This window comes from Arthrobacter psychrolactophilus (genome assembly GCF_003219795.1).
Lineage (GTDB): Bacteria > Actinomycetota > Actinomycetes > Actinomycetales > Micrococcaceae > Specibacter > Specibacter psychrolactophilus.
In genome coordinates, this window is sequence record NZ_QJVC01000002.1 from 64459 (window position 1) to 88821 (window position 24363).

Here is a 24363-nt window from a genome sequence, read left to right on the forward strand (position 1 = left end):
GTGGTTTGTATATCTCTTACTGAACCAGCCCACGCGACCCCTAGGCCAGCCCGTCGATTTGCATCTCACATGTTGAGACGTCAATATCATTACATGGACAATTCTAGTGGCGTTGGCGTCATCGATAAAGCGGCTCTTGTGCTTGATGCATTGGAAGCCGGCCCCACCACCTTGGCGCAGCTTGTCGCAGCGACGGGTTTGGCAAGACCTACCGTGCATCGGTTGGCACTAGCCTTGGTACATCATAGGCTCGTCAGCCGAGATATGCAGGGTCGTTTTGTACTCGGCAGCCGCCTCGTTGAGCTGGCCTCTGCCGCGGGTGAGGATCGGCTCATTGCCGCAGCCGGACCAGTTTTGCTGCAGCTGCGCGACTCCACCGGCGAAAGCGCACAAATCTTCCGCCGCCAAGGTGATTCACGCGTTTGTGTGGCGTCTGCAGAACGCCCGATCGGTCTACGCGACACGATCCCGGTTGGTACTCAGCTGACGATGAAGGCTGGCTCCGCGGCACAGGTGCTACTTGCATGGGAGGATCACGAACGTTTGCTCGAGGGGCTCCATAATGCCCGCTTCACACCCACCGTTTTGGCTGGTGTACGCCGCCGAGGCTGGGGCCAGTCCCTCGGTGAACGTGAACCCGGTGTTGCTTCTGTTTCAGCGCCCGTGCGTGGTCCGTCCGGACGGGTCATTGCGGCCGTTTCCATTTCCGGTCCGATTGAACGCCTGACGCGCCAGCCCGGACGTCTGCACGCTGAAATCGTGTGCAATGCCTCGCGTATCCTGACCGAAGCCCTCCGAAAGAACGGCTAGCTCCCGCAATGTCTGGCGGCGCGGCCCCGAGTTCCGCTAGTGTTTTGCGCATGACTAAATACGCTGTGTTCCTTCGTGGAATCAACGTCGGTGGGATCAATCTCAAGATGGCCGACCTTCGTACAGCACTCGCAACACTCCCGCTAGGCCATGTAAAAACGTTACTGGCATCCGGCAATGTAGTGTGCACAGCAAAGGCCTCCCCCGTGGAATTGAAATCCATGGTGGAGGCCTTATTGCGTGCAACCTTTGGCTACGAAGCATGGGTCATTATTCTTGACCAGGATCAGCTCGAAAATATAATCAGGACCTGCCCTTGGGCTGCGGATGACGCCACAACCCACAGCTACATCACCCTCTCGTCCGACCCAGCAGTTTTGGATGAGTTGGCACAACATGGTGGCGAAATTGACGGCGTCGAAATTTCGCGACTCAGCCCCGAGGCCCTGGCTTGGCCAGCCCCCGCAGGTGGCACCTTAGACAGTCCGTTCAGCAAACTTTCGGCCCGGCCGCGCTACAAAAGTACGACGACAACCCGCAACCTGCGGACTCTCGTCAAATGTCGAGATGCACTGGCCGAGTAGATAGGCATCAACATCATGAGCCAGCGGAATCGGCGGGCTCAAGCAATGACAGTTTCAGCCAGCTGAGGCGACCTCAAGGGCCTGTTGAAACGCCCGATACTGCATAATCTCCGCCTCTACAGGTGTGACCACGAGGTCTTCTGAAACCACTGAGATATTCTCCTTCAAGCGACGGCGAGCTTGAGCCGCACGACCGCTGGCACCTGCCATGGCCAGGAATTTACTCGTCAAGGCAAGAAAGATGCCAAGGACCACACCGGCAATAACCATGAGAGTCGGCACCGGCCAATCTTCAACCTTGGGAACCTCAGGAACGGGCATCTGGAAGTATCTCAGTGCCGCCAACACACCCAGCCAGAGCAGGCCGCCTACGGCTACCAATAAGGCGAGCCACTGGATCACAGCGAAGAGTGGCCACCACCACGCACGAGTATTGGCCTTGAGATCTGTTCCGGCCACGGCTTGGTCAAGGGCGTCAGGTAGCTCAGTCCTATTACTGCGAGCAGCAGACCTGATGGACGCTCGCCATGGTCCAGAGGATCCTGCGCTGGCGGCGTCAGCAAAATCGCGAACCGAAGAATCAATTTGTGCAAGCTCCGCGGCCCCTGCTGGCGGCATGGACGTCCGATTCACCTCAGCGGTTCCGTCGCGCCGCAGACTCAATCGTCGGAGCGGATCCTTGCGGAAACGCGACATCCAACGCGTCACAGGCCAGCCCGTCTGCTTCGTAGCCTCAAGTTTGTATGACGTTCGGACGGCAGATACTACTGTTTCCACATGCACGGCACCCGCCAACATCGACGCCAGCGCCTTGCGGTCCTGTTGATGCACTCCAGCCGCGTTGCCGCCTCCAGAGACCTCAACGAGGCGCTGAGCCGCCACACCAACGTCCGCAGCAAGGCGAGCCGACTTCGCCGCCTTGGCTTTCACAACCGCAGATATCTTCCGGCGCAATTCCGGGATACCTTGCCCTGTCACAGCCGAAACACCGGTAACGGCAACTGAGCCTAGCCCGTCGCGATCCAGCAGTGCCGATAGCGACTCAAGCACAGGTTTTACTTCGGCGGAGGCCAGCTTATCCACCTGGTTTAGTACCACTAAAGTGACAGCCGCATGCGTGGAAAAGGGTTTGATAAATTCATTGTGAATAGCTGCATCCGCGTACTTTTGTGGATCCACCACCCACACTAAAACATCCACCTGTCCCGCCAAGCGTTCCACCGTGCGACGGTTACTCAGCTGGATGGAATCAAAGTCGGGCAAATCCAACAAAATCAGGCCGTCACCCTCAATCATTTCTGGCACAGTTGTGCCATCTCGGCGATCGACAACCTCGAGCCAATCCAACAGCGGGGCACTACCTTCGGATCCCCAGACCATTGCGAGCGGTTCACTTGTGGTGGGACGACGCACTGCAACACGAGCGGTATTCGTGCCAGAAATTGCATTGAAAAGTGATGATTTTCCGCTGCCTGTTGCTCCGAAGAATCCCACTACGGTGTGATCGGCGCTAAGCGAACGGCGGGAGGTAGCTCGTTCTAGAACACCGTAGACCTCCTCCAGAGCAGTCTCATCCAAGCGTCCCGCCCCTAGTTCTCGAGCTTCATCAAGTGCGGCAAGTTGTCGTTCCAGAGTTGATTCAGCACGAGTCTGACGGTACCGATTCATGCGTTTGCCTCTTTCCCACCAAGATCCGCCAACTGGCCGGCGAGAGCATCGAAACGCTGCACGAGTGTCCCGCCATCCACAGTGCCCAAGCGATCTAAGAATCGCCGTTGTTGCCGTTCAAGAAGCGTGGCACAGCGCGCGTCCAGCGCCATTTTTGCCTCGCGAGCCAAGCGTCGAACGGCATCTTCTCCGAAGACCGCTTCCAATAGTTTTTGACCTACAACGGCGGTGCCACCGGCAATGCCAACCTCCGCTCCCGTCAGCCCACCCGTGAATGAAAAGACCACGATCATGAGAATCACGCCAAGACCGTTAACCCCGAAGGAAAGCCATCTGGCCTGAGAGCGTTTAGCCGCGCCCTCAGCGCGAATTAAAGCCATGACCTCTCCTTGCCATGCACGAATTTCGGCCGCCACTGCCGCTGGGAAATCCTCACTCACACCAGATAGATCATCATTACCCAAGAGCTGGCGTCCTGCGGGATCCGAGCGCCAGCGCTGATCGGCATCCTCACACGCGCGGCCACCCTGATCAACGATGACTGCTTGCAATCCGGTTTCAATAGCCGCTTCAACCTTTACAGCGGGGGCAGGTTGACCCTTGAAAAAGGCGCCAATCCTGTCTCGAACCCTGCCGATACCGTTCTCTAGGGCGCGGAAGAACTCTCCTGTACCAACAAAATCCTGCCAGCGAGCCAACACCTCACCTCGCAATAGGGTGCCATCACTTGTGGCTTGAGTGATGCGTGACGCAGCGTCTTCGAATGCTGTGTGGACATCGTCGATGAGCTGTTCGCCTGCATTGTGCTGAGCTTGGATAGCTTGCGCCAGATTCTCCATCTTGCCCGACAGTGAGCGGACGGTGCCATTGAGTGTGCGGCGAACAATGTCGGCTCGGCCAGCCGCATCTTCGCTAATGTCGGTGAGCCAGCTGTTAATGGGGGCCACAGTGGACTTGGGTAGCATTCCAAGCTCATCGAGCGGAGTCTCGGGGATAACGAAAAGCTTCGCCTGCGACAGACCCTCGCGGCTAAGCATCTCCTGCAGATCCACAGCTATTTCCTCGTCGGCGCCCGGTGGGACTCGATCAAGGATGACTGCAACGGTAATATCACGGGATGCGGCATCGAGAAGGAGCTTCCACGGCACGGCATCGGCATAGCGGTTAGCCGTAGTGACGAAGAGCCACAGATCAGCGGCAGCCAGCAGTTGCCCGGCCAGCTGACGATTATCGTCAGAGATGGAATCAACGTCCGGGGCGTCCAGAATCGCAATGCCGGAAGGCACGGCCGGATCCGCCACAAGGACCAGAGATGTCATGGCGCCGGCATCTGGAGCAGCCCCGGCGCGTGAAGCAGGAGTATTTCCCTTGACGAGCTCACCCTGAACTCGATGCAGTGTGGGCAGGACCCGACTCGAGGCGAACCATGGAGCGTCAGAAGGGTGATGCAACAGAATAGGTTGGCGTGTGGTGGGACGGATGGCACCGCTGCGGGTCACAGGATGACCTACCAAGGCGTTGACAAGCGTGGACTTACCCGCGCCCGTCGAGCCGCCAACCACGGCCAAGAGCGGCGCTTCTAGACTGCGCCACCTCGGCAGGATGTAATCATCCAACTGGCCAAGGGAAGAAGCAGCCGCGGAACGAGCTTCTTTCACACCGGGCAGCTCCAGAGGAAGATCTACGGCGGCTAGTTCCATGCGCACAGTTTCCAGCAGCCCAACGGCTGCCTCTTGCGCCAAGGCCGCGTCATTCTTTTCGCCAGGTAGGCCACTGTCGCTTGAAGGACTCGAGTCAGAGGGGTTCACAGCTTCATCATGCCAGTTCAGAGCAACAATTCAGACTATTGCGCTGAATAAACTGTGAGCTGAAAACTCTATGGCAGAGCAAAAAGACCGGAAACCTTAAAGTTTCCGGTCTTGCTTGTGACCCCAGCGGTGTTTGAGATCGGGACATCGTTCATAGCTGTCGCGGGACATGATGCACACTGACAGTTCATCGGTGTAGCGAGACATGATGCTTATCTTGATAGCCGGTCCCTGTCGCGGGACATCGTTGCGAAGATTCCCAGCTGGCATCTCTCGCGACATCGTTCATACAGGATCACGATGGGTTATGGAAAAGAACAAGCTCATTATTCAGTCCATCATCCAAGGCAAGCTCACTCCAGCCCAGGCCGCCGAGCACTTCGGTGTGAGTCGGCGTTGGGTGTATGAATTGATGCGCAGGCACAGGGCCTCGGGCGAGGACGGGGTACTTCCATTGTCCAGGCGCCCTCATTCCAGTCCACAACAGACCGCGGAAACCGTGCGTTCACGGATCTTGTCGCTGCGTCCTGAACTCACGGATAAGGGCCTTGACGCCGGGGCGGAGACCAGTGCCTGGCACCTGTCAGTTGAGGGCCTTGCTGTTCCTGCTGCCTCAACCATCCATCGCATCCTGCGTTCTGCAGGGCTGGTCACCGATCAGCCCCACAAACGCCCACGGTCCTCATGGCACCGCTTCGAAGCAACACAACCCAACGAGATGTGGCAGTCAGATTTCACTCACTGGACCCTGGCAAGTGGGGCCGATGTGGAGATCTTGAACTTCCTTGACGACCACTCCCGATACCTGATCTCCTGCACTGCCCACCAGAGGGTCACCGGCCCTCTGGTGCTCGAGTGCTTCCTGCAGGCCGCAGAGCGGTATGGATTCCCAGCCTCGACGTTGACCGATAACGGCATGGTTTTCACGACCCGTCTATCTGGCGGCAAGGGTGGACTGAATGCCTTTGAAAAGACCCTGCGTGATCTAGGGATCCAGCAAAAGAATGGCTCACCAAGCCACCCGCAAACACAAGGAAAGATCGAACGGTTTCATCAGACACTCAAGCACTGGCTCACCATTCAAGACCCGGCAAAAACCCTCGTAAAGCTCAACAAGGACCTGATCCGTTTCGCTCAGGTCTACAACACCGAACGCCCCCACAGGGCCTTGAACAGGCGCACCCCCGCCCAAGCCTACGAAGCAGTCCCGAAGGCCACCCCCACCAACTCAGAGGCCGGCACACACCACCGGGTACGCACCGACAAGATCGACGCAGGAGGAAAAGTATCCCTACGCTACCAAGGAAAACTTCTGCACCTAGGCGTCGGACGCCAACACATGTACGAAGACATCACGGTCCTGGTAGCCGACACCGCCGCCACCGTCATCCTGACAAGCACCGGAGAAATTCTCGGTGAATACAACCTCGACGCTACAAAGAACTACCAAGCCAAAAAGAAAAAGTCCCCAGCAAAAGCTGAAGACTCTTCTTAACGAACGATGTCGCGAGACATAGATGAACTATGTCCCGCGACATCACACTTGTGACCCCAGCGGGATTCGAACCCGCGTTACCGCCGTGAGAGGGCAGCGTACTAGGCCGCTATACGATGGGGCCCTAGTTACATTCATTCATTTATTACTAAACGAACATCAATATAGTACTCGATGTTTGCTTCGCACACCAAATGACAGGTGGCTTTTACAAACGCTGGGATACCAGGACTCGAACCTAGAATGTCGGTACCAGAAACCGATGTGTTGCCAATTACACCATATCCCAATGGCTGCGCATTTCGCCTTGAAGTCCGCGGGTTTCCCCGGCCCTTCAGCGGCTCTCGCGCCGGGATAAAACTATACCCGAGAGTTTGCGGAACAGCAAAACGAGAACGACACTTTTGACTATGCTGTGCGTCACATGCGATTTCTGGCCGCATTTTCCCCTACATCTAGGGAATTTTCAGGTGTCGACTAGCTACCGCTGATAGAACCGACAGCAAAGGCACGCCGCAGGAGGAATTCTTGCCAATCGATTCACGCCCTCGAGCCCAAAACCCGTAGCGTTGAACACCAGACCGCCAAGATCAGGAACTTAAAGAAACTGCATGAAGCCAAACTCAGCACACAATCTTTCCCGCAGGACACTCATTTCTGGCACGGCACTTGGGCTTACCTCTCTGGCCTTGGCCGGATGTGACCGTGCACCCGAGCCGATTCCAGCACCGTCACTTTCTCCCACCCCTACACCACCGCCCGTTTCCATAGCTCCCGCAATCGCGCTGACCACGCTGGAGACGCGGCTCGTCGCAGGCCAGCGACTGGACCCCAAGAAGCCTTATAGGCGCTTAGCCGCCGGTGAGGGCCAGCCGCTTGTAGTTCGGGAGGAACTCTGTAAGGCAGATTCTCAACGGGTCGGGAAACGTAGAACCCTGACGACTTTCGGACACATTACCGACACTCACATATTGGATCCAACGTCGCCCGCTCACACCATACTTGGAGCTTTCAATACTAAGTCGATGGAAAACCTGGACAGGTCAACCTATTACTTCCGCCCGCAAGAGGCCCTGACCGTTCAGGTTATGGATGCAATGATTCGGCGCCTGAACGAAGTGAACCGTGGACCGGTGACTGGGCAACCATTCGACTTTTACATATCTACAGGCGATTCCAGTGATAATCGCGGCGCCAACGAAGTTCATGCGTTCATTGACGTTATGAACGGAGATACAGCCACCGCGTTTGCCTTCCCTGGAAAGTACAACGGCCTACAAGAACCTTTGGTTCTTCCCAAAGAACTAGCCAAATTCATATGGCAACCAGTACAACCTAAAAAATCTACAGGATCGTCTATCTGGCAAAATCAATATGGCTTTCCTACTGTGCCTCATATCCTAGAAGATGCATCTAAACCGGTTGCCACCCGAGGCGCTAGTGTTCCTTGGTACTCCGGATTCGGCAATCACGACTCGTTAGTTCATGATGGAGTCGGCAATCTGGGCACCCCAAACGAGATCTACTATAAGACTTTGGCGACGGGAGATAAGATTCCGCTCTCGCTACTTGACGATACTGATTTCGCTTCTTTTATGAAGAAACTCAATGGGTCAACTGAACCACAGATCAAAGACATCCAAGCCGCTATTCCTGGTAGAACCGTCGAGGCTTCACAGCAACGGCGCCCCTTGTCGAAGACTGAGTTCATGAGCGCACATATGATCAACCCCGGACCTCACGGTCCCGTGGGTCATGGGTTTACGGACGACAACATTCGAGGAGGCTTTGCCTATTACAGGTTCCAAATCGCAGACGGAATCATTGGACTCATGCTTGACACCACGGATACCAATGGTGTCGGTTACGGATCGCTTGATACGCATCAAGCTGCTTGGCTGAAAAAAGAACTCATGTCAGCTTCAGCCACGTACTTTGATGAAGATGGTGTCGAGAAAGCCAACGACACCGACGATCAGTTGATAGTCGTCTTCAGCCATCACCCGTCCATAACATTCAGCCCGAAGAATTTACCAACCTCTAACGAGGGTGACATTACTAGCCCCGAGGAAATACAAGACCTGTTTGCTCGCTTTCCGAATGTGATCCTCTGGATCAGCGGTCATCTCCACAGAAACGCATGCTGGCCCCGACCTAGCAAAAGAATGGGGCATGGTTTCTGGGAGGTCAGCACAGCATCACACATCGATTTCCCTCAGCAATCGAGATCAATGGAGATCATCGACAACATGGACGGTTCACTGTCTCTGATAGGCGTCATGATCGACCACTCAGAGGCCCGGGAAATCGACTATTCTGGGCGATTTTCACCGGCCGATATGGCGGTACTCAGTTTGGAACTCGCCTTGAACTCGCCAAGGGCCGGCGTAGAGAAATCCTCAGGTAGGGACAAGGACCAAAACGTCGAGCTACTGCTCAAGAAGCCATTCGAATCACCGGCCCCAACAACAGCTGCAACATCGACGGCAACGCCTACCGCCGGTTAGAGTCCCAGTAGCAGGGTAAGTCCCGCCAGATCTTCGATGGTCATGACACCATCTGCGTCAGACGGCGGGACTTTTCCGTCCCTGTTAAGCCACACGCCGTGCAGCCCCGCGCGCGAGGAGGCTACGCCGTCGATCAGGTAGTTGTCCCCCACGTAGATGGTCTCTTCGGGAAGAGTGCCGAGCTGGCGGCAACCCTCGAGGAAAATAGCGGGATCGGGCTTGGACACGTTGACCGTGTCAATGCCCACCAGCACCTCAATACGGCTCAGACCGGCCTGGTCCAGCTTGGCGCGCTGATAGTCGTGCACGTTGTTACTCACGGCCCCGTAGGGGATGCCAGCGGCGTCCAAGGCGTCTAGAACCGGCACGACATCGGTGAAGGCACGAATGGAGCGAGGCTGGGCCAGCTCGAAGTCCGTGATCCACTGCTGCTCTGCCGCCGCATCAAAGGCCACTCCAAGGTGCTCGAACACGACGCGTGCCCGCAGTCCTCGCTGTTGGCCGAAGGAGAACTCACCGTCCACGTAACGGTCATAGTAGCGCTCCGGATCTGCCATGTAGAGGGCCGAAAAATCCGCCCAGTCATTGGGGCCAAAGTCCGGCAAGAGGTGGGCCGAGGCCGACACCATGGCGTCCGTCATTGCGGCCACGAGGTCAACGAGGGTCTCATCGATGTCAAACAAAACACCGCTGACCCGCCCCGTGAAAGGGGCGGATGCAGCGGTGTTTGTTGTTGCGTCTAGCGTCAAGGCTTAGCCCTTGAAGGCGCGCAGGCGCGTCAAGGAGGATTCCTTGCCCAGGATCACCATGGACTCGAAGAGCGGCGGTGAGACCTTGCGGCCGGACAATGCAGTGCGCACGGGACCGAAGGCGAAGCGCGGCTTGATGCCAAGGCCTTCAACCAGAGCGGACTTGAGCGCCGTCTGAATGTCTTCTGCGGTCCAGTCGGTGACAGCCTCGAGGGCGGCAACGGCAGCCTCAAGAACCTCACTCAGGTTCTCCGGCATTCCCTTGCGGGCATCGTCGGCGACGTCCACGCCGTCGTCCTTCTTGAAAAGGAAGGAAATCATCTCAGGTGCCTCACCCAACAAGGTGATGCGCTCCTGAACCAGCGGGGCAGCCTCGGTGAGGATCTCGTTCTCGCGATCCGTCAGGGTCTCCCCTACCAGGCCAGCCGCCTGTAGGTACGGGACGAGACGGTTGCGGAAGTCGGTACCCTCAAGCATGCGCACGTGGGTTCCATTGATGGCTTCAGCCTTCTTGATATCGAAGCGTGCCGGGTTACCCAGAACGTCGTGGATATCAAAGTTCTCAACCAGCTGGTCAACCGTGAAGATGTCTTCATCGGCGGAGAGCGACCAGCCCAGGAGGGACAGGTAGTTCAGCAGGCCCTCGGGGATGAAGCCGCGGTCGCGGTGCAGGAAGAGGCTGGACTCCGGGTCACGCTTGGAGAGCTTCTTGTTGCCGGCGCCCATGACGTAGGGCAGGTGGCCGAACAGCGGCATGTACTCGGCAACGCCGATCTCGTACAGGGCCTTGTAGAGGGCAACCTGGCGCGGGGTGGAGGACAGCAGGTCCTCGCCGCGGAGCACGTGGGTGATGCCCATGAGGGCGTCATCGACGGGGTTCACGAGCGTGTACAACGGAGCACCGTTGGGACGGACAATTGCGTAGTCCGGGACTGATCCTGCCTTAAAGGTGATCTCGCCCCGGACCAAGTCGTTGAACGTGATGTCTTCATCGGGCATGCGCAAGCGCAACGCCGGCTGACGACCCTCAGCCTTGAAAGCAGCAATCTGCTCTGCGGTGAGGTCACGATCAAAGTTGTCGTATCCAAGTTTAACGTCTCGACCGGCTGCCTTATGACGGTCTTCTACCTCTTCAGGTGTGGAATAGGACTCATATGCGTGGCCACCCTCAAGGAGCTTGGCAATGACGTCCGAGTAAATCTCCCCGCGCTGCGACTGGCGGTACGGCTCATGCGGGCCGCCCACCTCAACACCCTCTTCCCAGGTGATACCGAGCCACTTCAGGGCGTCGAGGAGCTGGTTGTAGCTTTCCTCGCTATCGCGCTTGGCATCGGTATCTTCAATGCGGAAAATCATCTTTCCGCCGGTGTGACGTGCGTAGGCCCAGTTGAAGAGGGCCGTGCGGATCAGCCCGACGTGGGGCGTGCCTGTCGGTGACGGGCAAAACCGCACCCGGACAGGAGTTTCAGCGGTGACAGTGGGGATTAAGGCTGCGTTAGTCATGATGAATCCAGTTTAGCCCCTGCCCGGGTTGGCCGTGTTCTTGCAGAGGATGCGAACTCGCTCACCCTACGCGGTGACTCGCATTCCAGCCCAGCTCATCAGTGCACCCAGATAGGTATTGAGCTTGACTGCGCCTTACCCCAAGCACTTCACTGCAGCCTTGAAGGATAAGGACAAACAGGCAGGCGCATCCCTCATCACCAACGAAATGGCATAAGGAGCAGTTCTTGCTGGTAATTCACAAGGCCTTCATAAGGCGCGCTCGATATTCGAGGAGCATAAGGCGTACACCGGAGTGACGGCTGCTAGTTGCCGAGCTTACTCTGTGGCGATTTGGCACGCATAAGGAGACTGTCGATAACCTTTTGAGTCTCACGTTGGCCGCTGAATGTCGTGACCCGACCAAAGGTCCGTCCCGACGACGTTCGAATAATAATTCCTGCAGTGTCCATCGGCGACTTCGCGCTAGTGCTGGTTGACGTGCTGGACGTCGATTTCTTTACCATTCTGGCTCCTTCCCTTAGTGAGCAGTGTAGCTGCTGGTGCCGACATTCAGCTGGAAGTGTGGCGAAGCGAAAGGCCTAAAGCCCTAACTTGAACAAATAACACAGGAAACCAGACCAGCTCCTTCGTTGGCGAGACCAACGGGACCGCAGCCGACGCTGCGAGCAAGAACAAGGTCAAAACAGACATTAACAGCATCTTCCTGTAGGGGCCCATAATCCAAGCCACTACTTCGTGCTCAGGACTCCGACTAAACCACGAAAGCAAGAGCGCTGGCCCTGTCAAAAGCAAGGAGACTGCGGCAGATACTGGGCCCGATGCGTCGGACACTATTACCCCGGGTACTAGCGACGACCCCCATGCGGCTAACGCAACAGCAAACGTAATCCAGACACTGAATCTGGCAACTTTATACTGTCCCTGTCGCGACGGCGCCAAGGTCAATCCGGCGACAGCCGTGGCCATACGCTCACTGGGAGCACAGGCCAAATGGGCTAAAACCTGAGGTTTCGAAGGGGCGTCCACCGCACGATTTGTTGATGTTCCATTCGAACCGTACTCAACTATTTCAAGTTGCTTGTAGACCAACCCGGGAGGAACTTCTACTTCCAAATGGTAACTGCGGGCGAACCCGTAGTCAGGAATCTCCCACGCAGCCTGCTGAGATCTAATGCCGCTTTGCTCGGGGGCGGTGTCGTCCCGCGAATATTTGATGACACACCTCGTACCTGCAAGGTTGTCGTTTACTTCCACGAGCAGGAGAAAGGTCGTTGCGAACTGAAGGACAAATTCTCTGAATAGATCAACAGATCGATCAAACTCAGCCCCTTTGTCCTCATCTGCCACTAGTTCTAGGCAATCCGCTAACCACACACTGAATTCGTTTGTCGAGGCGTCACAGCTTTCCGTTGTGGCGCGTACTACTGCAGTGACCACATCCCTACATCGGGCTGAACCACCTAATTCCTCGCCAAGAAGAGACTGCGCCAGCATCCGCAACATCGCCACGGCGTAGTTCCCATTGTCCTCGGCACCCAAAATCGACAACGAGGAGGCTCCGGCGCCTGAAGTGTCCACGTTCTTCAAGGCTCCCTTGCGCACGGACCCCAGTGGGACAATCATTCGATCCTTACTTCCTGGAATGGAAGACCACTCAGGAAGCGTGATGTCATGCGAGATATGCCAGCGCGACTTTCCATTTTCCTGCATCCGCAGCGCTTCGACGCGCCTATGAACCCACTGTGGAGAGTTCATGATCAACCACGCAAGACAAAACTCAGGTGTGGGACTGTCCTGAACACTAGAAGCGACCTCAGCAGATGACATACCCAGATTCTACGAGCAATCACAATGGAATTTCGATGTTGGTGCGAGTCTGCAGGTATCCTTTCTGGGCGCCCAACACGATCCTCATCGGTGACAGAGTGCTTACGGCAGACTTCGTCATGCTGATTCCAGTTATGCCTGGGCAATAGTCCCTCAAAACGGCGGACCCGATCACTCTGGCGAGCTGCGACGGGGCTCCCACATTGCCCGCAACCCTTGACGACTTCGAATCCTCGGGAGTAATCTACAACCAAATGGTTGTAGATCAGCTCAGCGAAAACGACACCGACCGCCTCTTCCAGGCGTTCTCGGATGCGACCCGGCGAGACATAGTTCGCAGGGTCAGTAGTGCACCCTTCTCGGTGTCTGGACTGGCCGCCCTCTACGCCATGAGTTTCGCCGCGGTCCAGAAACATGTGGCCGTACTAGAACGCGCATCTCTGGTCACCAAGGAAAAGCGCGGAAGGGAGCAGGTGGTGCGCGCCAATCATGAAGGTCTACAGCGTGCGCGCCAATTGCTCGATGAGTATGAGGCGATCTGGCGGGAACGTTCTAGCCGGATTGCAGATATTTTGGCAGAAGAAACCGAACAACTTGGAGATGCATTGCCATGACAGTAACTAACTCCACCAAGTCCCCCGAGAAGCTGCAGCTGACCATCACCTCAGAGCTTGCCGCTAGCGTTGAACGCGCCTGGCAGCTGTGGGAGGACCCCCGCCAGCTCGAGCGCTGGTGGGGCCCGCCCACCTGGCCGGCAACATTCGAAGACTATGACTTCCAGCCCGGCGGCGAGGTCGCCTACTACATGACCGGCCCAGACGGCTCCAAGGCCCGCGGCTGGTGGAAGTTTGTGTCCATTTCGGCCCCGACGAATCTGGAACTCGACGACGGCTTCGCGGACGAAAACGGCGCCCCGGTCACCGAGATGGGGCAGGCCAGAATGTCGGTGACCTTGGAAGACCGCGCTGGCCTCACGCTCATGACCGTCGCCACCACGTTTGAAAACGAGGAACAGATGGCAAAGATGCTGGAGATGGGAATGGAAGAGGGAATGCGCGAGGCCATGGGTCAGATCGACGCCATCTTGGCCGAATAACACCCCACCATCGGAGCACTCTTGGTGGCCATCGCACTGACACTCATGCTCCGCCGTCGAGCCTCCACACGAGGGACTAGCTCCACGAGCCAGACATGACAATGGGACGGCGTTCGTGCTTTCGGACAGAGGTATACCTCTGTCCGAAAGCACGAACGCCGTCCCTTGGAGTTTTGCTTAGCTGAACAGTTCGTTCTTGGGTTCGTTCTTCTTCACGAACTGCCAGCCGAACCACAGGCCCAGCGCCAGGACGGGGATGGAGCAGAGGGTCCACAGGCCAAGTAGGTACTCGCTGCCGTCGGGCGCCTTCATGGTGTCGAATCCGATGAGTACCGTAATAACGAGCAGCGCGCCCAGACCCACCCAGCTGGTCCACGGCGAACCAGGCATGGGGAGAGCCGAGACCTTGCCCTTCTTGTGGCGCAGCATGATCTGGCAGGCGAAGATGGACGCCCACGTGAAGATGACACCGATCGAGGCCGTGTTCAGCGCGAGGTCGAAGGCGTGCGAGCCACCGAGCCAAATGTTCGCCAGGACGCCAACAACGTAAACACCGGCGATGCTCAAGATGGCGGCATACGGCACATGGTTCGAGGACATCTTGGTCAGCCAGGCCGGCGCGTGCCCGTTATGGGCCATGGTGCGGAAGATGCGCCCGATCGAATACAGTCCTGAATTGCACGAGGACAGTGCGGCCGTGATGACCACAAAGTTCATGACCGAGCCCACCCAGTCCAGCCCCATCGTGGCAAAGACCGTCACGAAGGGACTCTCGCCCGACTTGTACTGATCCGAGGGCATGATCATGGCCAGCAGCGTCACCGAGCCAACATAGAACACCACAATGCGAAGTACGACGGCGCGAATCGCCTTGGGCACTTCACGTTCCGGATGCTCCATCTCACCTGCCGTAATACCCACAAGTTCAATGGCGTTGTAGGCAAAGATCACGGCGTTCAAGGCCAGGATCATGACGAGCCCACCCTTGGGGAACATGCCACCCTGGTCGTGGAAGAGGTTCACGACGGTGGCGTGCGATTCGCCCACCTGGGCGTTCATGATGACCATGATGGTACCCACCACGAGGAAAATCAGGATGGCCCCGACCTTCAGGCAGGCAGCCCAGAACTCAAACTCGCCAAACGCCTTCACGCTCAGGAGATTCACGCCCACCAGCAGGGCCAAGGCGCAGAGCGCACTGACGGCCACGGGAACGCCAGGGAAGAAATACTGGAAGTACAGCCCGATGGCGATGAGCTCGGCAATACCTGTCATGGCCCAGTTGATGAAGTACATCCAGCCGGAGAGGAACGCGCCCTTCTTACCGAAGAGTTCGCCCGCGTAGGACACAAAAGACCCCGAGGTCTGGCGGTACATGATGAGCTCGCCCAAGGCACGCATCAGTAGGTACGCGATGACTCCGGCGAGCATATAAGAAAAGATCAGGGCTGGGCCGGTACTGGCCAATCGCCCACCGGCACCCATGAACAATCCAACGCCGATGGCCCCACCCATGGCGATCATGGTCACGTGCCGGTGTGACAACGTTTGCTGATAACCCTCAGCCGAGACTTTCTGAGCTCCGGGCGTATTTGTGGCGGTGTCGGTGACGTCTTGTGACACGCAAAATCCTTAATTTGGGGTGAATGTCCCCGCACAGAATCGCGAGATCTGAGTGATTTTCAGGGCGCCGATGGCAAAGGACTTGACGATTCTACTACGCCACCCTTGGCATCCCTGCAGGACTACCCAGCGAAGGGTGGGTGCTATGCATAACGTAGCCTCGTCGTCGAACCCTGCTGCGGCCAGTGAGGAGTTACGGCGTCCCCGACCTCTTAGGTGAGGGGTCCGCCGTCGTACTTTCTAGTGACGCGCATCGCGGAACAATAGCGCCGCCTGTACCCGATTTTCCAATTCCAGCTTGGCCAGAATCCGCGAGACATGGGTCTTGACGGTCGCCTCGCTGAGGAAGAGGGTGAGGGCGATGGCCTCGTTACTCATCCCCTGCGCGAGCGCATCGAGAACCTCCGCCTCCCGCGTGGTCAGGAGCTCGAGCCGGGCGACCGCCGTGTTCGCCTTCGACGCGGCCGCACGCTGACGAGTCCGCTCTATGAGCCGGCGGGTCACGGTCGGAGCCAGCATGCCCTCGCCGGCGGCCACCATCCGGATCGCGTGGAAGAGCCGCTCGGGATCGGTGTCCTTGAGCAGGAAGCCCGAGGCCCCGGCCTCCAACGCGGCGAACACGTAATCGTCCAGATCAAAGGTGGTCAGCACCAACACCTGCGGCGGGGTGGGCAGGGCGCGCAGCTGGCTCGTGGCATCGATGCCGTCACCGCCGGGCATTCGCACATCCATGAGGACCACGTCGGCACGCTGTGTCTGCGCGCACCGCACCGCCTGCGGACCGTTGCCAGCCTCGGCCACCACCGTCATATCCTCTCGGGAGTTGACCATCTTGACCAGGGCGGCGCGGACGAGCTGCTCGTCGTCGGCCACGATGACGCGGATGAGGGCGGGGGCTGGTGCCGGTGCCGTGATGGGCGTGGTCATGATGCGGGGGCTTCCTGGGTTTCTGATTCTTGGACCGCTGCGAACGGGATGCGCGCCTGGAGCTGGAAGCCTTGGCTGGTGGCATCATGTTCGAGGGTTCCACCGAGGAGCTCAATGCGTTCCGTCAAGCCAATCAGGCCCAGCCCGGCGCCCGCGCTTGACTCTCCGCTTGCACTGGGACCATTGCTCACCGTGACCCACAGTTCACTGACCATCTCCTCGGATTCTGTGGCGGCGAGCGTCACGGTGGCGGCTGCTTCGGGTGCATGGCGGGCCACATTCGTGATTCCCTCCTGCACAACGCGATAGGCGGCACGGCTGATGGCATCTGGCATGGGTGGCAAGGGTTCCGCGGGTTCTTGGTAGCTGATGGTCATGCCGGTTTGGTGCCATTGGGTGATGAGTTCTGTAATCTCGACGATGCCGGAGGGCGCCGAGCGTTGCTCCTGTGGTGTGCTTTCGCCGCTCTCATGTAGGACGCCTAGGACATCACGGAGTTCGCTCAATGCTGCATGTGCGGTTTCACGGATCAGCTGGGCGGACTGAGCGGTTTCGGAGTCGGGAGCATCAACCTGCAGGGCTGCGGCCTGAACAGCCACGAGCGACATCCGATGCGCGAGAGTGTCGTGCATTTCGCGGGCGATCCTGGTGCGCTCGGCCAGCTGTGCGCGTTGCACATCGGCTACGTGCTCAGCCTCAGCGTGATCCGCACGTTCCTTCAAGGACGCGAGCTGCGATTCACGTAGCCTGGCGCGCTGGCCACGGTACGCACCCCACGCGGCAATCGCCGCCAGTAGAAGGGTGGCAAGCACTGTGCCTTCCCATCCGAGCGGTTCGACACCCACCAGAGCTTCCGCACCAATGCAGAGGGCAATCACCACCGCGACCCACCAGTCCAACCGGCGCTTAGCGAGCAGGTAGAGCGCTACGAAGAACGCCACGCCGCTGAAGGACAGCGCACCTAGGACAGCGGTCACCGCGGCCACAGACTTCGGGAAACGGTGGCGCCAAATGAGGGCGATAGCACCCAGCGGGGCAAGAATGGGCAGGCCCGCGAAGCGGATGAATTCCGGGGCTGTGGGCTCGGCCGGCACGATGCCGTTTTCGAGGCTCAGACCAAGGTTCATGAGCGAGAGGAGAAAATCGGCCGCGGCCACCACAACGACAAGTGCCATGGTGCGCCAGGGGTTTCTTGAGTGAGTCTCTTTGATGTTCATACGTCGAGCCTAATTTTCCCCATAGAGCCGGCACATCCAACTAAAGTTGTCATCTCGACCGCCTCGGCAATCCGATGGCTGGCGCGACTATTTATGTGCTCGCGATTTTCGCCACGCCCGTATGCGCAGCACCAGACTCAGCACAGCCAAGATAACCGCTGCGCTAATGCAGATCTGAGCTACGAGCCGCGGACCATCACTCATATAGATGGCCCGCGCCACCACACCAAACACAGCCGCGGCAGCCAAGACCCAGCCAGCGTATGGCTTGGGCGGCGGATTCTTGATCCGACGCTGGGCGGCCTGGTTCATCGCCTGAGCCATGCCGCGCCCAAAGGCGCGCTGCCCCCTCAAGGGAGGTCCCGCCGTCGAACATTAAAGGCAGCGCCGTCGCTAACGACGACGCTGCCTTTATCTGCCGAACCGGGAGTCACCTTAGCGGCGGACGACCGGGTTGGAGAGGCGGCCGATGCCCTCGATCTCGACGTCGTAACGATCGCCCTCGGTGAGCAGGTCCACGCCGGCGGGGGTGCCCGTCATGATGACATCGCCGGGGAGCAGGGTGAATGCCTGGGACACGAGCGAGACGAGTTCGCGGACGCTGCGAACCATCTGGTTGGTGTTGCCGTCCTGGCGGAGTTCGCCATTGAGCCAGCCCTTGACGGAGAGCTCATCGGGGTCGAGCTCGGTTTCGATCCACGGACCGAGGGGTGCGGCCGTGTCGAAGCCCTTGGCGCGGGCCCACTGGCCGTCGCTGGCCTGGACGTCGCGGGCCGTGAGGTCGTTGCCGCAGGTGTAGCCGAAGATGACCTCGTCAACGCGGGACTCGGGAACGTCCTTGCAGATGCGGCCGATGACGACGCACAGCTCAGCCTCGTAGGAGACTTCCTCCGAGAACTCCGGCAAGACGATTGGCTCGTTGGGGCCAACCACGGAGGTGTTGGGCTTGAGGAACAGCAACGGGCTTTCGGGAACTTCGTTACCCAATTCACGGGCATGATCGGCGAAGTTACGGCCAACTCCGATGACCTTGCTGCGCGGGATGATGGGAGCGACGAGACGCACATCTACCAACGCGTGCTTGATGGTGGTTCGTTCCACACCATTAAAGAAGGGGTCGCCCTTAATGACGGTGACAAATTCACTGCCGGGAGCTCCTTCCACAATGCCGTACATGGGGTCATTATCTACAACAAATCGGGCTATACGCATGGCATTTAGTGTATCCGTAGAGCCGCTCCGCCGTGAACGGTGACGGCGCTGCGCGCACTGCTTCGCCTGCACCGGGTCCTCAGCACGCCTTGCCGAAGGCTACGTCATTGCTGACAACGGCAGGCCCGCCGATGAGCGTGAAGCGTGTGACATCCTTCATTCCCGCAATGTGCCGCTTGGTTGCCGAAGGAATGCAGTTGCTCCGGACCAAGTAGACCATCCCGTTGGCTCCTGCGGCCACCGACGAAATGGCCAAGGCATCTGGAAAGTCATATCCAAATGCATAATAGGCTCGCACCCCGCCCGTGTAACGCTGGTTGACTGCCAGGTTGGTGGCGAACCTGTCGGGCCCGGAGGAGCGCTCCGGGTTCATCAAGGCTGCGGCCAACTGGTTTTCAATGCCTTGCGACACCGCGCCTGTGCCGCCGATAATCGGCGCATTTCTCGTCTTCATTTGTTTTAGGAAGGTCATGGTCTTGGCATCAACGCCGGCTGCACTGCCTCGTACCAGAAGCACCGGTGTACCGTTTTGTGCTGCAACTGCCCCGGCGGACAGGGCATCAGGGTAGTCCTCCCCCGTGGCGAGGTACACAAAGGGCGCCGTGCCGAAAGCACCCTCGATGATTGCCCTGGACGTCGCATAGCGGTCAATACCGCTGCGCCTGACCGTGTTGGGCACCATGGACTTAAGTTGCGCAAAAACCTCGGCAGACACGGCTCCAACGCCGCCCACAACGATGATCCTTTCCGGCCGGAGGCGCTCGATCTCCTCCCTAGCAACTTCGGGCAAAACCGTGCTCTTAGTCAAGAGCAGCGGCGCCCGCTCCCGACTCGCCGCCGGTGCCGCCGACAACGCGTCTGCGAATTGCTCTCCCGTAGCAATGTAGAGCGTATTTATGGCGGCGAAGCGGCTTTTGGACACGTCAACCGCTGTTGCATAGCGGTCTGCGCCGTAGATTCGGTCAATGCCCGTGGCCGGTGTTCCCTTGCTGACGGCAATAACATTCAGCTCTGTTCCACGATCCAAATTGGACAACGCATAGGCCTGCCCCGTGGCCGGGTTGAAGGCAACGTGCCGTGCAAGTTCCTTCACGTCGATCGATGTGACTGCAAGGTCTGTTTCTGTGTTAATTTCAGTGACTGATGACGTGCCAAAACCCAACGATGACACCAGCAGCCGCGTGCCGTCGGAAGAAATTGCGGCATCCGTGAGCCGGTAGCCCACGCCCATGGTTTTGCTGGCCACCCCGGCGACCAGGTCCACCACGGCGAGCGAGCCGTAGCTGCACGCCACATAGGCTTTCTCACCGTTGGGCGTGACCACGATACTGTCGGCATACTGGCACACTGGGATTGCTGTTCCTAATGTCCCCGTTTCCACATCAAGTGGCTGCACTGCATCCGGCCGGGCAGTGGTGAGCAGCACCGTGTCTGAATCAGGCGCGAAGGTGAGGTCTTGAACACCGGTGTCACCGCTCAACAGGACCGACCGCCTCAGTGTCATGGATGGTAATGAGTAGTGGTTGATCTCGGTTCCATTGAAAACGGCGATGAGCTCACGGCCGTTGGGCGAGACGGCCAAGTGGGAAACGCCTACACCATTTCGGATCGGGAAGACTGAGGCAATTGCATTTGTCTTGGTGTCAATGGCCAGGATCCCGTTCGCGCCATCTCCTGCCACATAGAGCAGCGCTCCATCATGGGCCATGGCAATTCCTGAACGGTTTTGGTACCCGCCGGAGCCAGACGGCAACGGGATTTTCACGATTAAAGCCAGCGTCTTGAGATCCAGGACCTGGATGGCAACATCGTTGGCATAGGACAAGATATAGCCACGAAGGCCGTCAGGGCTGACCACCATTTCCTGGGCCGATCCCGGTATAAGCAAGCGGGGACCGATCTCCGTCAGCGACGATGGCCGGGCAGCTGCCTGCATGGGCCCGGCCACGGCGGGCACCACCCCTGAAGCACCAAGGAGCCCTGCCACAACAACTGCAAGAAATATGCGTAAGACTTTACGGACTGCGATATTCAAGCCATCCCCCAAAAGATTCCCTCGCCACAGCTGAAGTCCACGACGTGGCAGGGTGCGATGGAAAGTAATCTACTGTAATTCCAATTTCCTGAACAGCACGCACCCGTCGCCGGGCTCCGTCGACGATGGGGATGTCCCCGGCGAAGCAGTTACTCCGGCGGCTCACCCACGAGCCCGATCCGATCGGTTGGCGGAAATCCCGGCAGCCACTAGGTCCGCGACCATGGATTCGATCGTGGGCTCTGGGGTGACACCAGTTCCCTGGCGCGATGCCCAACCCGGCACGGACGTCCCTTTGGCTCCAACGTTGCAGCAGTTCGCTGTGGGGCCGGTTCCTCCGAGCGGGTACTGTGCCGGGGCTGTCTGCGTCCCCGCGGTCTGCGCGGCCTGCGCCGTACCGCCAGCCCAAACACGTGCCGCTACTGCTTGTCGCTTCCACATGATTCCTCCTGGTGCTCAGTGACGACTTCGCACAGTCAAAAGGCCCCCACACTCAGGTAGTTTCCAGACTTGAGGCTCACATCATATTTAATTGGAAGGAATCTCCGTGGGTGTCGCCAGCATCACGGGGTGAGGGGTCCGGCGTCGAGGTTGTAATTAACCTTCAGCTGCGCGTTCCCTGACTTGCACCTCTTCAAAAAGAATCGACGCCCGGCCTACAATGACGCATGGCTTGTTGCAGAGCATTGTGAACGGAAGCAGAATGTCTAGGACGAGAAAGTTCCTCAGTCTCGCCGTTTTCTGGGCGCTATTGGGCCTCACCTTGGTCTCTTGTGGTGAGTCACGCCAACCAGGCCAGGCCACAGCACAGCTGGAATCTGCCGAAGCCACGACTATTTCGGAGAGATGCTCATTGGGAATCGTCGTGGAATATGACGGCTCGTCGGCCGGTGCTACGCGACTGGCCGCCCTGGAAAATCTGGGCACGATGCTCACCGTTCCTCTTCCCCAAACACTCACCACCCAAGATCCACCATTGCTCGATGATCAATTGAAGGATCCAATTCGCGTGGCGGCGGGCCTTCGCGGCCTCGAGGCCCTCAAGGAGCTGCTGCCGAGTGCTGAGGAGGGCAGGAAGCCTGGCGATCCCATCGAGGTTACCGCTACAACAGGCGATGGACAGCAGCTCGCCACCGCATCCATCAGCGTCCAGTTTAATGGGGGCTATGTGGTGGATGTTTTCAATGCCGCTGGATTCCAATCAGACGGTGAGCAGTGCAAATAGCCCCACCCATGTGACTGGATCACCATCAACTATTCATCGGATAGAGCCCGAAGGCACCGGACACCCAGTGACCCACACATATGTCGCTGGGTAGTCCGGTCGCCACCAATACCGAACTGTGGCGCACGGCTGGTCAACGGCCAAATCATTGCGCCTTCATCTGAAGCTCTTGCCTAGGACGAGCCAGTGTTTAGCGAATCGAGGCGCTCCATGTGCCGTCCGCCAAAACGGCAGTCACTGTCGGGCCTTTAGGCCAGACACGGGTGCCGGAATAGCTGCCTTCATTGACGAGGACCAAATCATTGGGGTCCCAGCTGCCATCGAGACGTGTCATCTCAATAATGAAGTGGCTGGATCCATAGTGGTTGAGCTTGGCTGATCCCGCGGATCCCGTGTAGTTGAATACGGCGTCTCCCCTGCCATCGATGTGCTGTTTCCCATAGGAAGGTGCCGATCTGACACTGGCAATCGAGATGGTCCACGGACCATCCGCCGAGATCTGTAGTCTCGTTGTGGGCTCTAGCCAGTCATACTCGTCAAAAATTACTGTTCCGGCATAGTCACCGTTTGTTATTGCCAAGTACATGTTGGCATTCATGCCAGCGTCCAGCGTCGTCACGATGAAGTTGGAGCTGCCACGGTGGCTGAGGGTGGCTATGGCGACGGAGTTGGCACCATCGGGCTTGGAAATCTCAATGACATCGTCGCCGTGGCCGCTGTAGGATCTGGCGCTTGCACTGGCGTTGGGGGTGGGATAAGCCTCAGTACACCCGGCGGATACAGCATTGATCGAGAGAACGCCCTGGCCACCAAGAATTCCCTTAGTAGAAACACCCAGGCGTGAACTTTCATCCCACACCGATGCAGGCATGCACCCGGGATTAGTCAGGAGCAGAGGAGCCCCGTTGGCTGCGGCCGCGGCGACACCTGCCAAGGCATCCGGGAAGTTCCACGCGACGGCGTACATTGCCTTTGCTGAGGTACCCCATCCCGCCTTAGCTATCGCAGCAGAGGTTCCTAAACGATCCGACCCTTGGATACGAGAGATTGCCGCACCGGGAACTGCCGCCGCGATCTGCGCGTAAGCTGTATCCGAGACGGCACCGGTACCGCCAAGAACCACGACCTGTGACGGAGCAAGACGGCGCAGTTCCGTCTTGGTAACATCAACCAGCCCACCGGCTGCGGTCAAGAGAATCGGGGATCCGGTCTTGGCTGCCAAAGCGCCGCCGGATAGTGCGTCAGCAAAGCTGGCACCAGAGGCCACGTAAACGGTCTCGGATGTGGGCCAAAAGAGTTTACTTGTGCCGGTCGCCGTGGCGTATCGATCAGCGCCAGAAATCCGGACGACGTTGCCGCTATAGGCCTTCGCCGCATTCACGACGGCGTTCGAGATCGCTCCCGTTCCACCCATGACATAGATGGAAGCAGGACGAAGCCGATCCAACTCTTGAGCTGCCGCCGCAGAAAGACCATTCGATGCTGTTAGAAGGACCGGTGAGGCAGCTTTGCCTGCAGCAGGGCCAGCGGAGAGCGCATCCGGAAAGTTCGTACCTGTCGCCAGGAACACGGCCTCAGTCTGTGACGGGAAATTACTCTTTGAAATAGCTTGTGCCGTGCTGTATCGATCGGCACCGGCCATGCGAATGGGCCCGGAACCGTTGAGCCCCGCAGCGTTGGCCGGGCTCACCGGGCCGACTACCACTGCACTGATAGCCACCAAGGTGGATATCGCCAAGGCGCCCATCGCCCTCATACCGCTTTTAGATTTAATCATTTCTTCCCCACAGCTTTCTCAATGCTGGATGCAGATCTGACCATTGAGGCTTGAGGCTTGGCCATAGCTTGCGCACCAGGCGCGGCCGATATTGTTGTAACTCCCACCAACGATTTTGTCCAAGACGGCCGCCATGACATCACAATGCACTCCCCCAATTATCTCGTTGTCATGCCGTGACGAAGGTGATTAAACAGGTCACGACTAAGGACAAGCTACAGCAATTCCCACCCGCGCAACAGACCCCGAACAATTGGCCCGAACGTGACACGCACCTGGCGCCCCAACCGGACAAGG

General features: G+C 58.3%; 20 protein-coding genes and 2 tRNA genes. 7 read left to right on the forward strand and 15 right to left on the reverse strand.

Features of this window, described 5'->3' with window-relative positions; genetic code table 11:
• Positions 1-93 precede the first annotated feature (93 nt).
• The gene (locus CVS30_RS02665; protein ID WP_110483780.1) at positions 94-810 is read left to right on the forward strand and encodes an IclR family transcriptional regulator; all 717 of its coding nucleotides are present in this window, start codon (positions 94-96) and stop codon (positions 808-810) included.
• Between the two features lie 50 nt (positions 811-860).
• The gene (locus CVS30_RS02670) at positions 861-1394 is read left to right on the forward strand and encodes a DUF1697 domain-containing protein (RefSeq protein WP_110484098.1); all 534 of its coding nucleotides are present in this window, start codon (positions 861-863) and stop codon (positions 1392-1394) included.
• A 54-nt stretch (positions 1395-1448) separates the two neighbouring features.
• Here CVS30_RS02670 and CVS30_RS02675 read toward each other — a convergent pair whose 3' ends face one another.
• Together CVS30_RS02675 and CVS30_RS02680 are read right to left on the reverse strand one after the other, a co-directional pair.
• The gene (locus tag CVS30_RS02675) at positions 1449-3062 is read right to left on the reverse strand and encodes a GTPase (protein ID WP_110483781.1); all 1614 of its coding nucleotides are present in this window, start codon (positions 3060-3062) and stop codon (positions 1449-1451) included.
• A complete protein-coding gene (locus tag CVS30_RS02680) occupies positions 3059-4762 on the reverse strand; it encodes a dynamin family protein (RefSeq protein WP_110484099.1) in 1704 nt (567 codons plus the stop codon). Before CVS30_RS02680 ends, CVS30_RS02675 begins: the two co-directional genes overlap by 4 nt.
• Positions 4763-5177: 415 nt before the next feature.
• Between CVS30_RS02680 and CVS30_RS02685 the strand changes: the two genes are divergently transcribed.
• On the forward strand, positions 5178-6365 hold the full coding sequence (locus CVS30_RS02685; protein WP_110483782.1) for an IS481 family transposase: 1188 nt from the start codon (positions 5178-5180) through the stop codon (positions 6363-6365).
• 51 nt (positions 6366-6416) lie between these two features.
• On the opposite strand, the gene CVS30_RS02690 is transcribed toward CVS30_RS02685, so the two are convergent.
• Together CVS30_RS02690 and CVS30_RS02695 are read right to left on the reverse strand one after the other, a co-directional pair.
• Positions 6417-6489 (reverse strand) — tRNA-Glu (locus CVS30_RS02690).
• A gap of 93 nt (positions 6490-6582) precedes the next feature.
• Positions 6583-6654: transfer RNA gene (locus CVS30_RS02695), tRNA-Gln, on the reverse strand.
• Between the two features lie 322 nt (positions 6655-6976).
• Between CVS30_RS02695 and CVS30_RS02700 the strand changes: the two genes are divergently transcribed.
• On the forward strand, positions 6977-8872 hold the full coding sequence (locus CVS30_RS02700) for a TIGR03767 family metallophosphoesterase (protein WP_110483783.1): 1896 nt from the start codon (positions 6977-6979) through the stop codon (positions 8870-8872).
• Here the strand turns inward: CVS30_RS02700 and CVS30_RS02705 are convergent.
• The 3 genes from CVS30_RS02705 to CVS30_RS02715 all read right to left on the reverse strand — a co-directional run bounded on the left by CVS30_RS02705 (position 8869) and on the right by CVS30_RS02715 (position 12954).
• Positions 8869-9621: an HAD family hydrolase gene (locus CVS30_RS02705; protein ID WP_110483784.1), complete on the reverse strand. Its 753-nt coding sequence runs from the start codon at positions 9619-9621 to the stop codon at positions 8869-8871. The genes CVS30_RS02700 and CVS30_RS02705 overlap by 4 nt on opposite strands.
• Before the next feature lie 3 nt (positions 9622-9624).
• Positions 9625-11124: a glutamate--tRNA ligase gene (gene gltX, locus CVS30_RS02710; protein ID WP_110483785.1), complete on the reverse strand. Its 1500-nt coding sequence runs from the start codon at positions 11122-11124 to the stop codon at positions 9625-9627.
• A gap of 552 nt (positions 11125-11676) precedes the next feature.
• Positions 11677-12954 (reverse strand): hypothetical protein, encoded by a 1278-nt coding sequence (locus CVS30_RS02715; protein ID WP_146233307.1) that lies wholly within the window; start codon positions 12952-12954, stop codon positions 11677-11679.
• A gap of 254 nt (positions 12955-13208) precedes the next feature.
• Between CVS30_RS02715 and CVS30_RS02720 the strand changes: the two genes are divergently transcribed.
• On the forward strand, positions 13209-13568 hold the full coding sequence (locus tag CVS30_RS02720) for an ArsR/SmtB family transcription factor (RefSeq protein ID WP_110483787.1): 360 nt from the start codon (positions 13209-13211) through the stop codon (positions 13566-13568).
• Positions 13565-14050 (forward strand): SRPBCC family protein, encoded by a 486-nt coding sequence (locus CVS30_RS02725; RefSeq protein WP_110483788.1) that lies wholly within the window; start codon positions 13565-13567, stop codon positions 14048-14050. Before CVS30_RS02720 ends, CVS30_RS02725 begins: the two co-directional genes overlap by 4 nt.
• Positions 14051-14227: 177 nt before the next feature.
• On the opposite strand, the gene CVS30_RS02730 is transcribed toward CVS30_RS02725, so the two are convergent.
• From CVS30_RS02730 to CVS30_RS17745, 7 genes are all read right to left on the reverse strand, one after another.
• Positions 14228-15673, reverse strand: a complete 1446-nt coding sequence (locus tag CVS30_RS02730; RefSeq protein WP_245934397.1) for an amino acid permease — start codon at positions 15671-15673, stop codon at positions 14228-14230.
• A gap of 240 nt (positions 15674-15913) precedes the next feature.
• Positions 15914-16600, reverse strand: a complete 687-nt coding sequence (locus CVS30_RS02735; RefSeq protein WP_110483789.1) for a response regulator — start codon at positions 16598-16600, stop codon at positions 15914-15916.
• Positions 16597-17817 (reverse strand): sensor histidine kinase, encoded by a 1221-nt coding sequence (locus tag CVS30_RS02740; RefSeq protein WP_110483790.1) that lies wholly within the window; start codon positions 17815-17817, stop codon positions 16597-16599. Before CVS30_RS02740 ends, CVS30_RS02735 begins: the two co-directional genes overlap by 4 nt.
• A gap of 87 nt (positions 17818-17904) precedes the next feature.
• Entirely contained in the window at positions 17905-18171 is a 267-nt protein-coding gene (locus tag CVS30_RS02745) for a hypothetical protein (RefSeq protein ID WP_146233309.1), read from the reverse strand.
• Positions 18172-18252: 81 nt separating this feature from the next.
• On the reverse strand, positions 18253-19029 hold the full coding sequence (locus CVS30_RS02750) for a fumarylacetoacetate hydrolase family protein (RefSeq protein ID WP_110483792.1): 777 nt from the start codon (positions 19027-19029) through the stop codon (positions 18253-18255).
• A 79-nt stretch (positions 19030-19108) separates the two neighbouring features.
• A complete protein-coding gene (locus CVS30_RS02755; RefSeq protein WP_146233311.1) occupies positions 19109-21064 on the reverse strand; it encodes a cell wall-binding repeat-containing protein in 1956 nt (651 codons plus the stop codon).
• 162 nt (positions 21065-21226) lie between these two features.
• Complete coding sequence (locus CVS30_RS17745; protein WP_146233313.1) at positions 21227-21505, reverse strand: hypothetical protein; 279 nt, start codon at positions 21503-21505, stop codon at positions 21227-21229.
• Positions 21506-21917: 412 nt separating this feature from the next.
• On the opposite strand from CVS30_RS17745, the gene CVS30_RS02760 reads away from it, so the two are divergent.
• Entirely contained in the window at positions 21918-22289 is a 372-nt protein-coding gene (locus tag CVS30_RS02760) for a hypothetical protein (protein WP_146233315.1), read from the forward strand.
• Between the two features lie 190 nt (positions 22290-22479).
• On the opposite strand, the gene CVS30_RS02765 is transcribed toward CVS30_RS02760, so the two are convergent.
• Positions 22480-24066, reverse strand: coding sequence for a cell wall-binding repeat-containing protein (locus tag CVS30_RS02765; protein WP_110483795.1), 1587 nt, complete (start codon positions 24064-24066; stop codon positions 22480-22482).
• Positions 24067-24363 lie beyond the last annotated feature (297 nt).

Coding starts and splice junctions, on each gene's coding strand:
- CVS30_RS02665 (WP_110483780.1), top strand. CDS start 94: ATGGACAATTCTAGTGGCGTTGGCGTCATCGATAAAGCGGCTCTTGTG.
- CVS30_RS02670 (WP_110484098.1), top strand. CDS start 861: ATGACTAAATACGCTGTGTTCCTTCGTGGAATCAACGTCGGTGGGATC.
- CVS30_RS02675 (WP_110483781.1), bottom strand. CDS start 3,062: ATGAATCGGTACCGTCAGACTCGTGCTGAATCAACTCTGGAACGACAA.
- CVS30_RS02680 (WP_110484099.1), bottom strand. CDS start 4,762: ATGGAACTAGCCGCCGTAGATCTTCCTCTGGAGCTGCCCGGTGTGAAA.
- CVS30_RS02685 (WP_110483782.1), top strand. CDS start 5,178: ATGGAAAAGAACAAGCTCATTATTCAGTCCATCATCCAAGGCAAGCTC.
- CVS30_RS02700 (WP_110483783.1), top strand. CDS start 6,977: ATGAAGCCAAACTCAGCACACAATCTTTCCCGCAGGACACTCATTTCT.
- gltX (WP_110483785.1), bottom strand. CDS start 11,124: ATGACTAACGCAGCCTTAATCCCCACTGTCACCGCTGAAACTCCTGTC.
- CVS30_RS02715 (WP_146233307.1), bottom strand. CDS start 12,954: ATGTCATCTGCTGAGGTCGCTTCTAGTGTTCAGGACAGTCCCACACCT.
- CVS30_RS02720 (WP_110483787.1), top strand. CDS start 13,209: ATGGTTGTAGATCAGCTCAGCGAAAACGACACCGACCGCCTCTTCCAG.
- CVS30_RS02725 (WP_110483788.1), top strand. CDS start 13,565: ATGACAGTAACTAACTCCACCAAGTCCCCCGAGAAGCTGCAGCTGACC.
- CVS30_RS02735 (WP_110483789.1), bottom strand. CDS start 16,600: ATGACCACGCCCATCACGGCACCGGCACCAGCCCCCGCCCTCATCCGC.
- CVS30_RS02740 (WP_110483790.1), bottom strand. CDS start 17,817: ATGAACATCAAAGAGACTCACTCAAGAAACCCCTGGCGCACCATGGCA.
- CVS30_RS02750 (WP_110483792.1), bottom strand. CDS start 19,029: ATGCGTATAGCCCGATTTGTTGTAGATAATGACCCCATGTACGGCATT.
- CVS30_RS17745 (WP_146233313.1), bottom strand. CDS start 21,505: ATGTGGAAGCGACAAGCAGTAGCGGCACGTGTTTGGGCTGGCGGTACG.
- CVS30_RS02765 (WP_110483795.1), bottom strand. CDS start 24,066: ATGATTAAATCTAAAAGCGGTATGAGGGCGATGGGCGCCTTGGCGATA.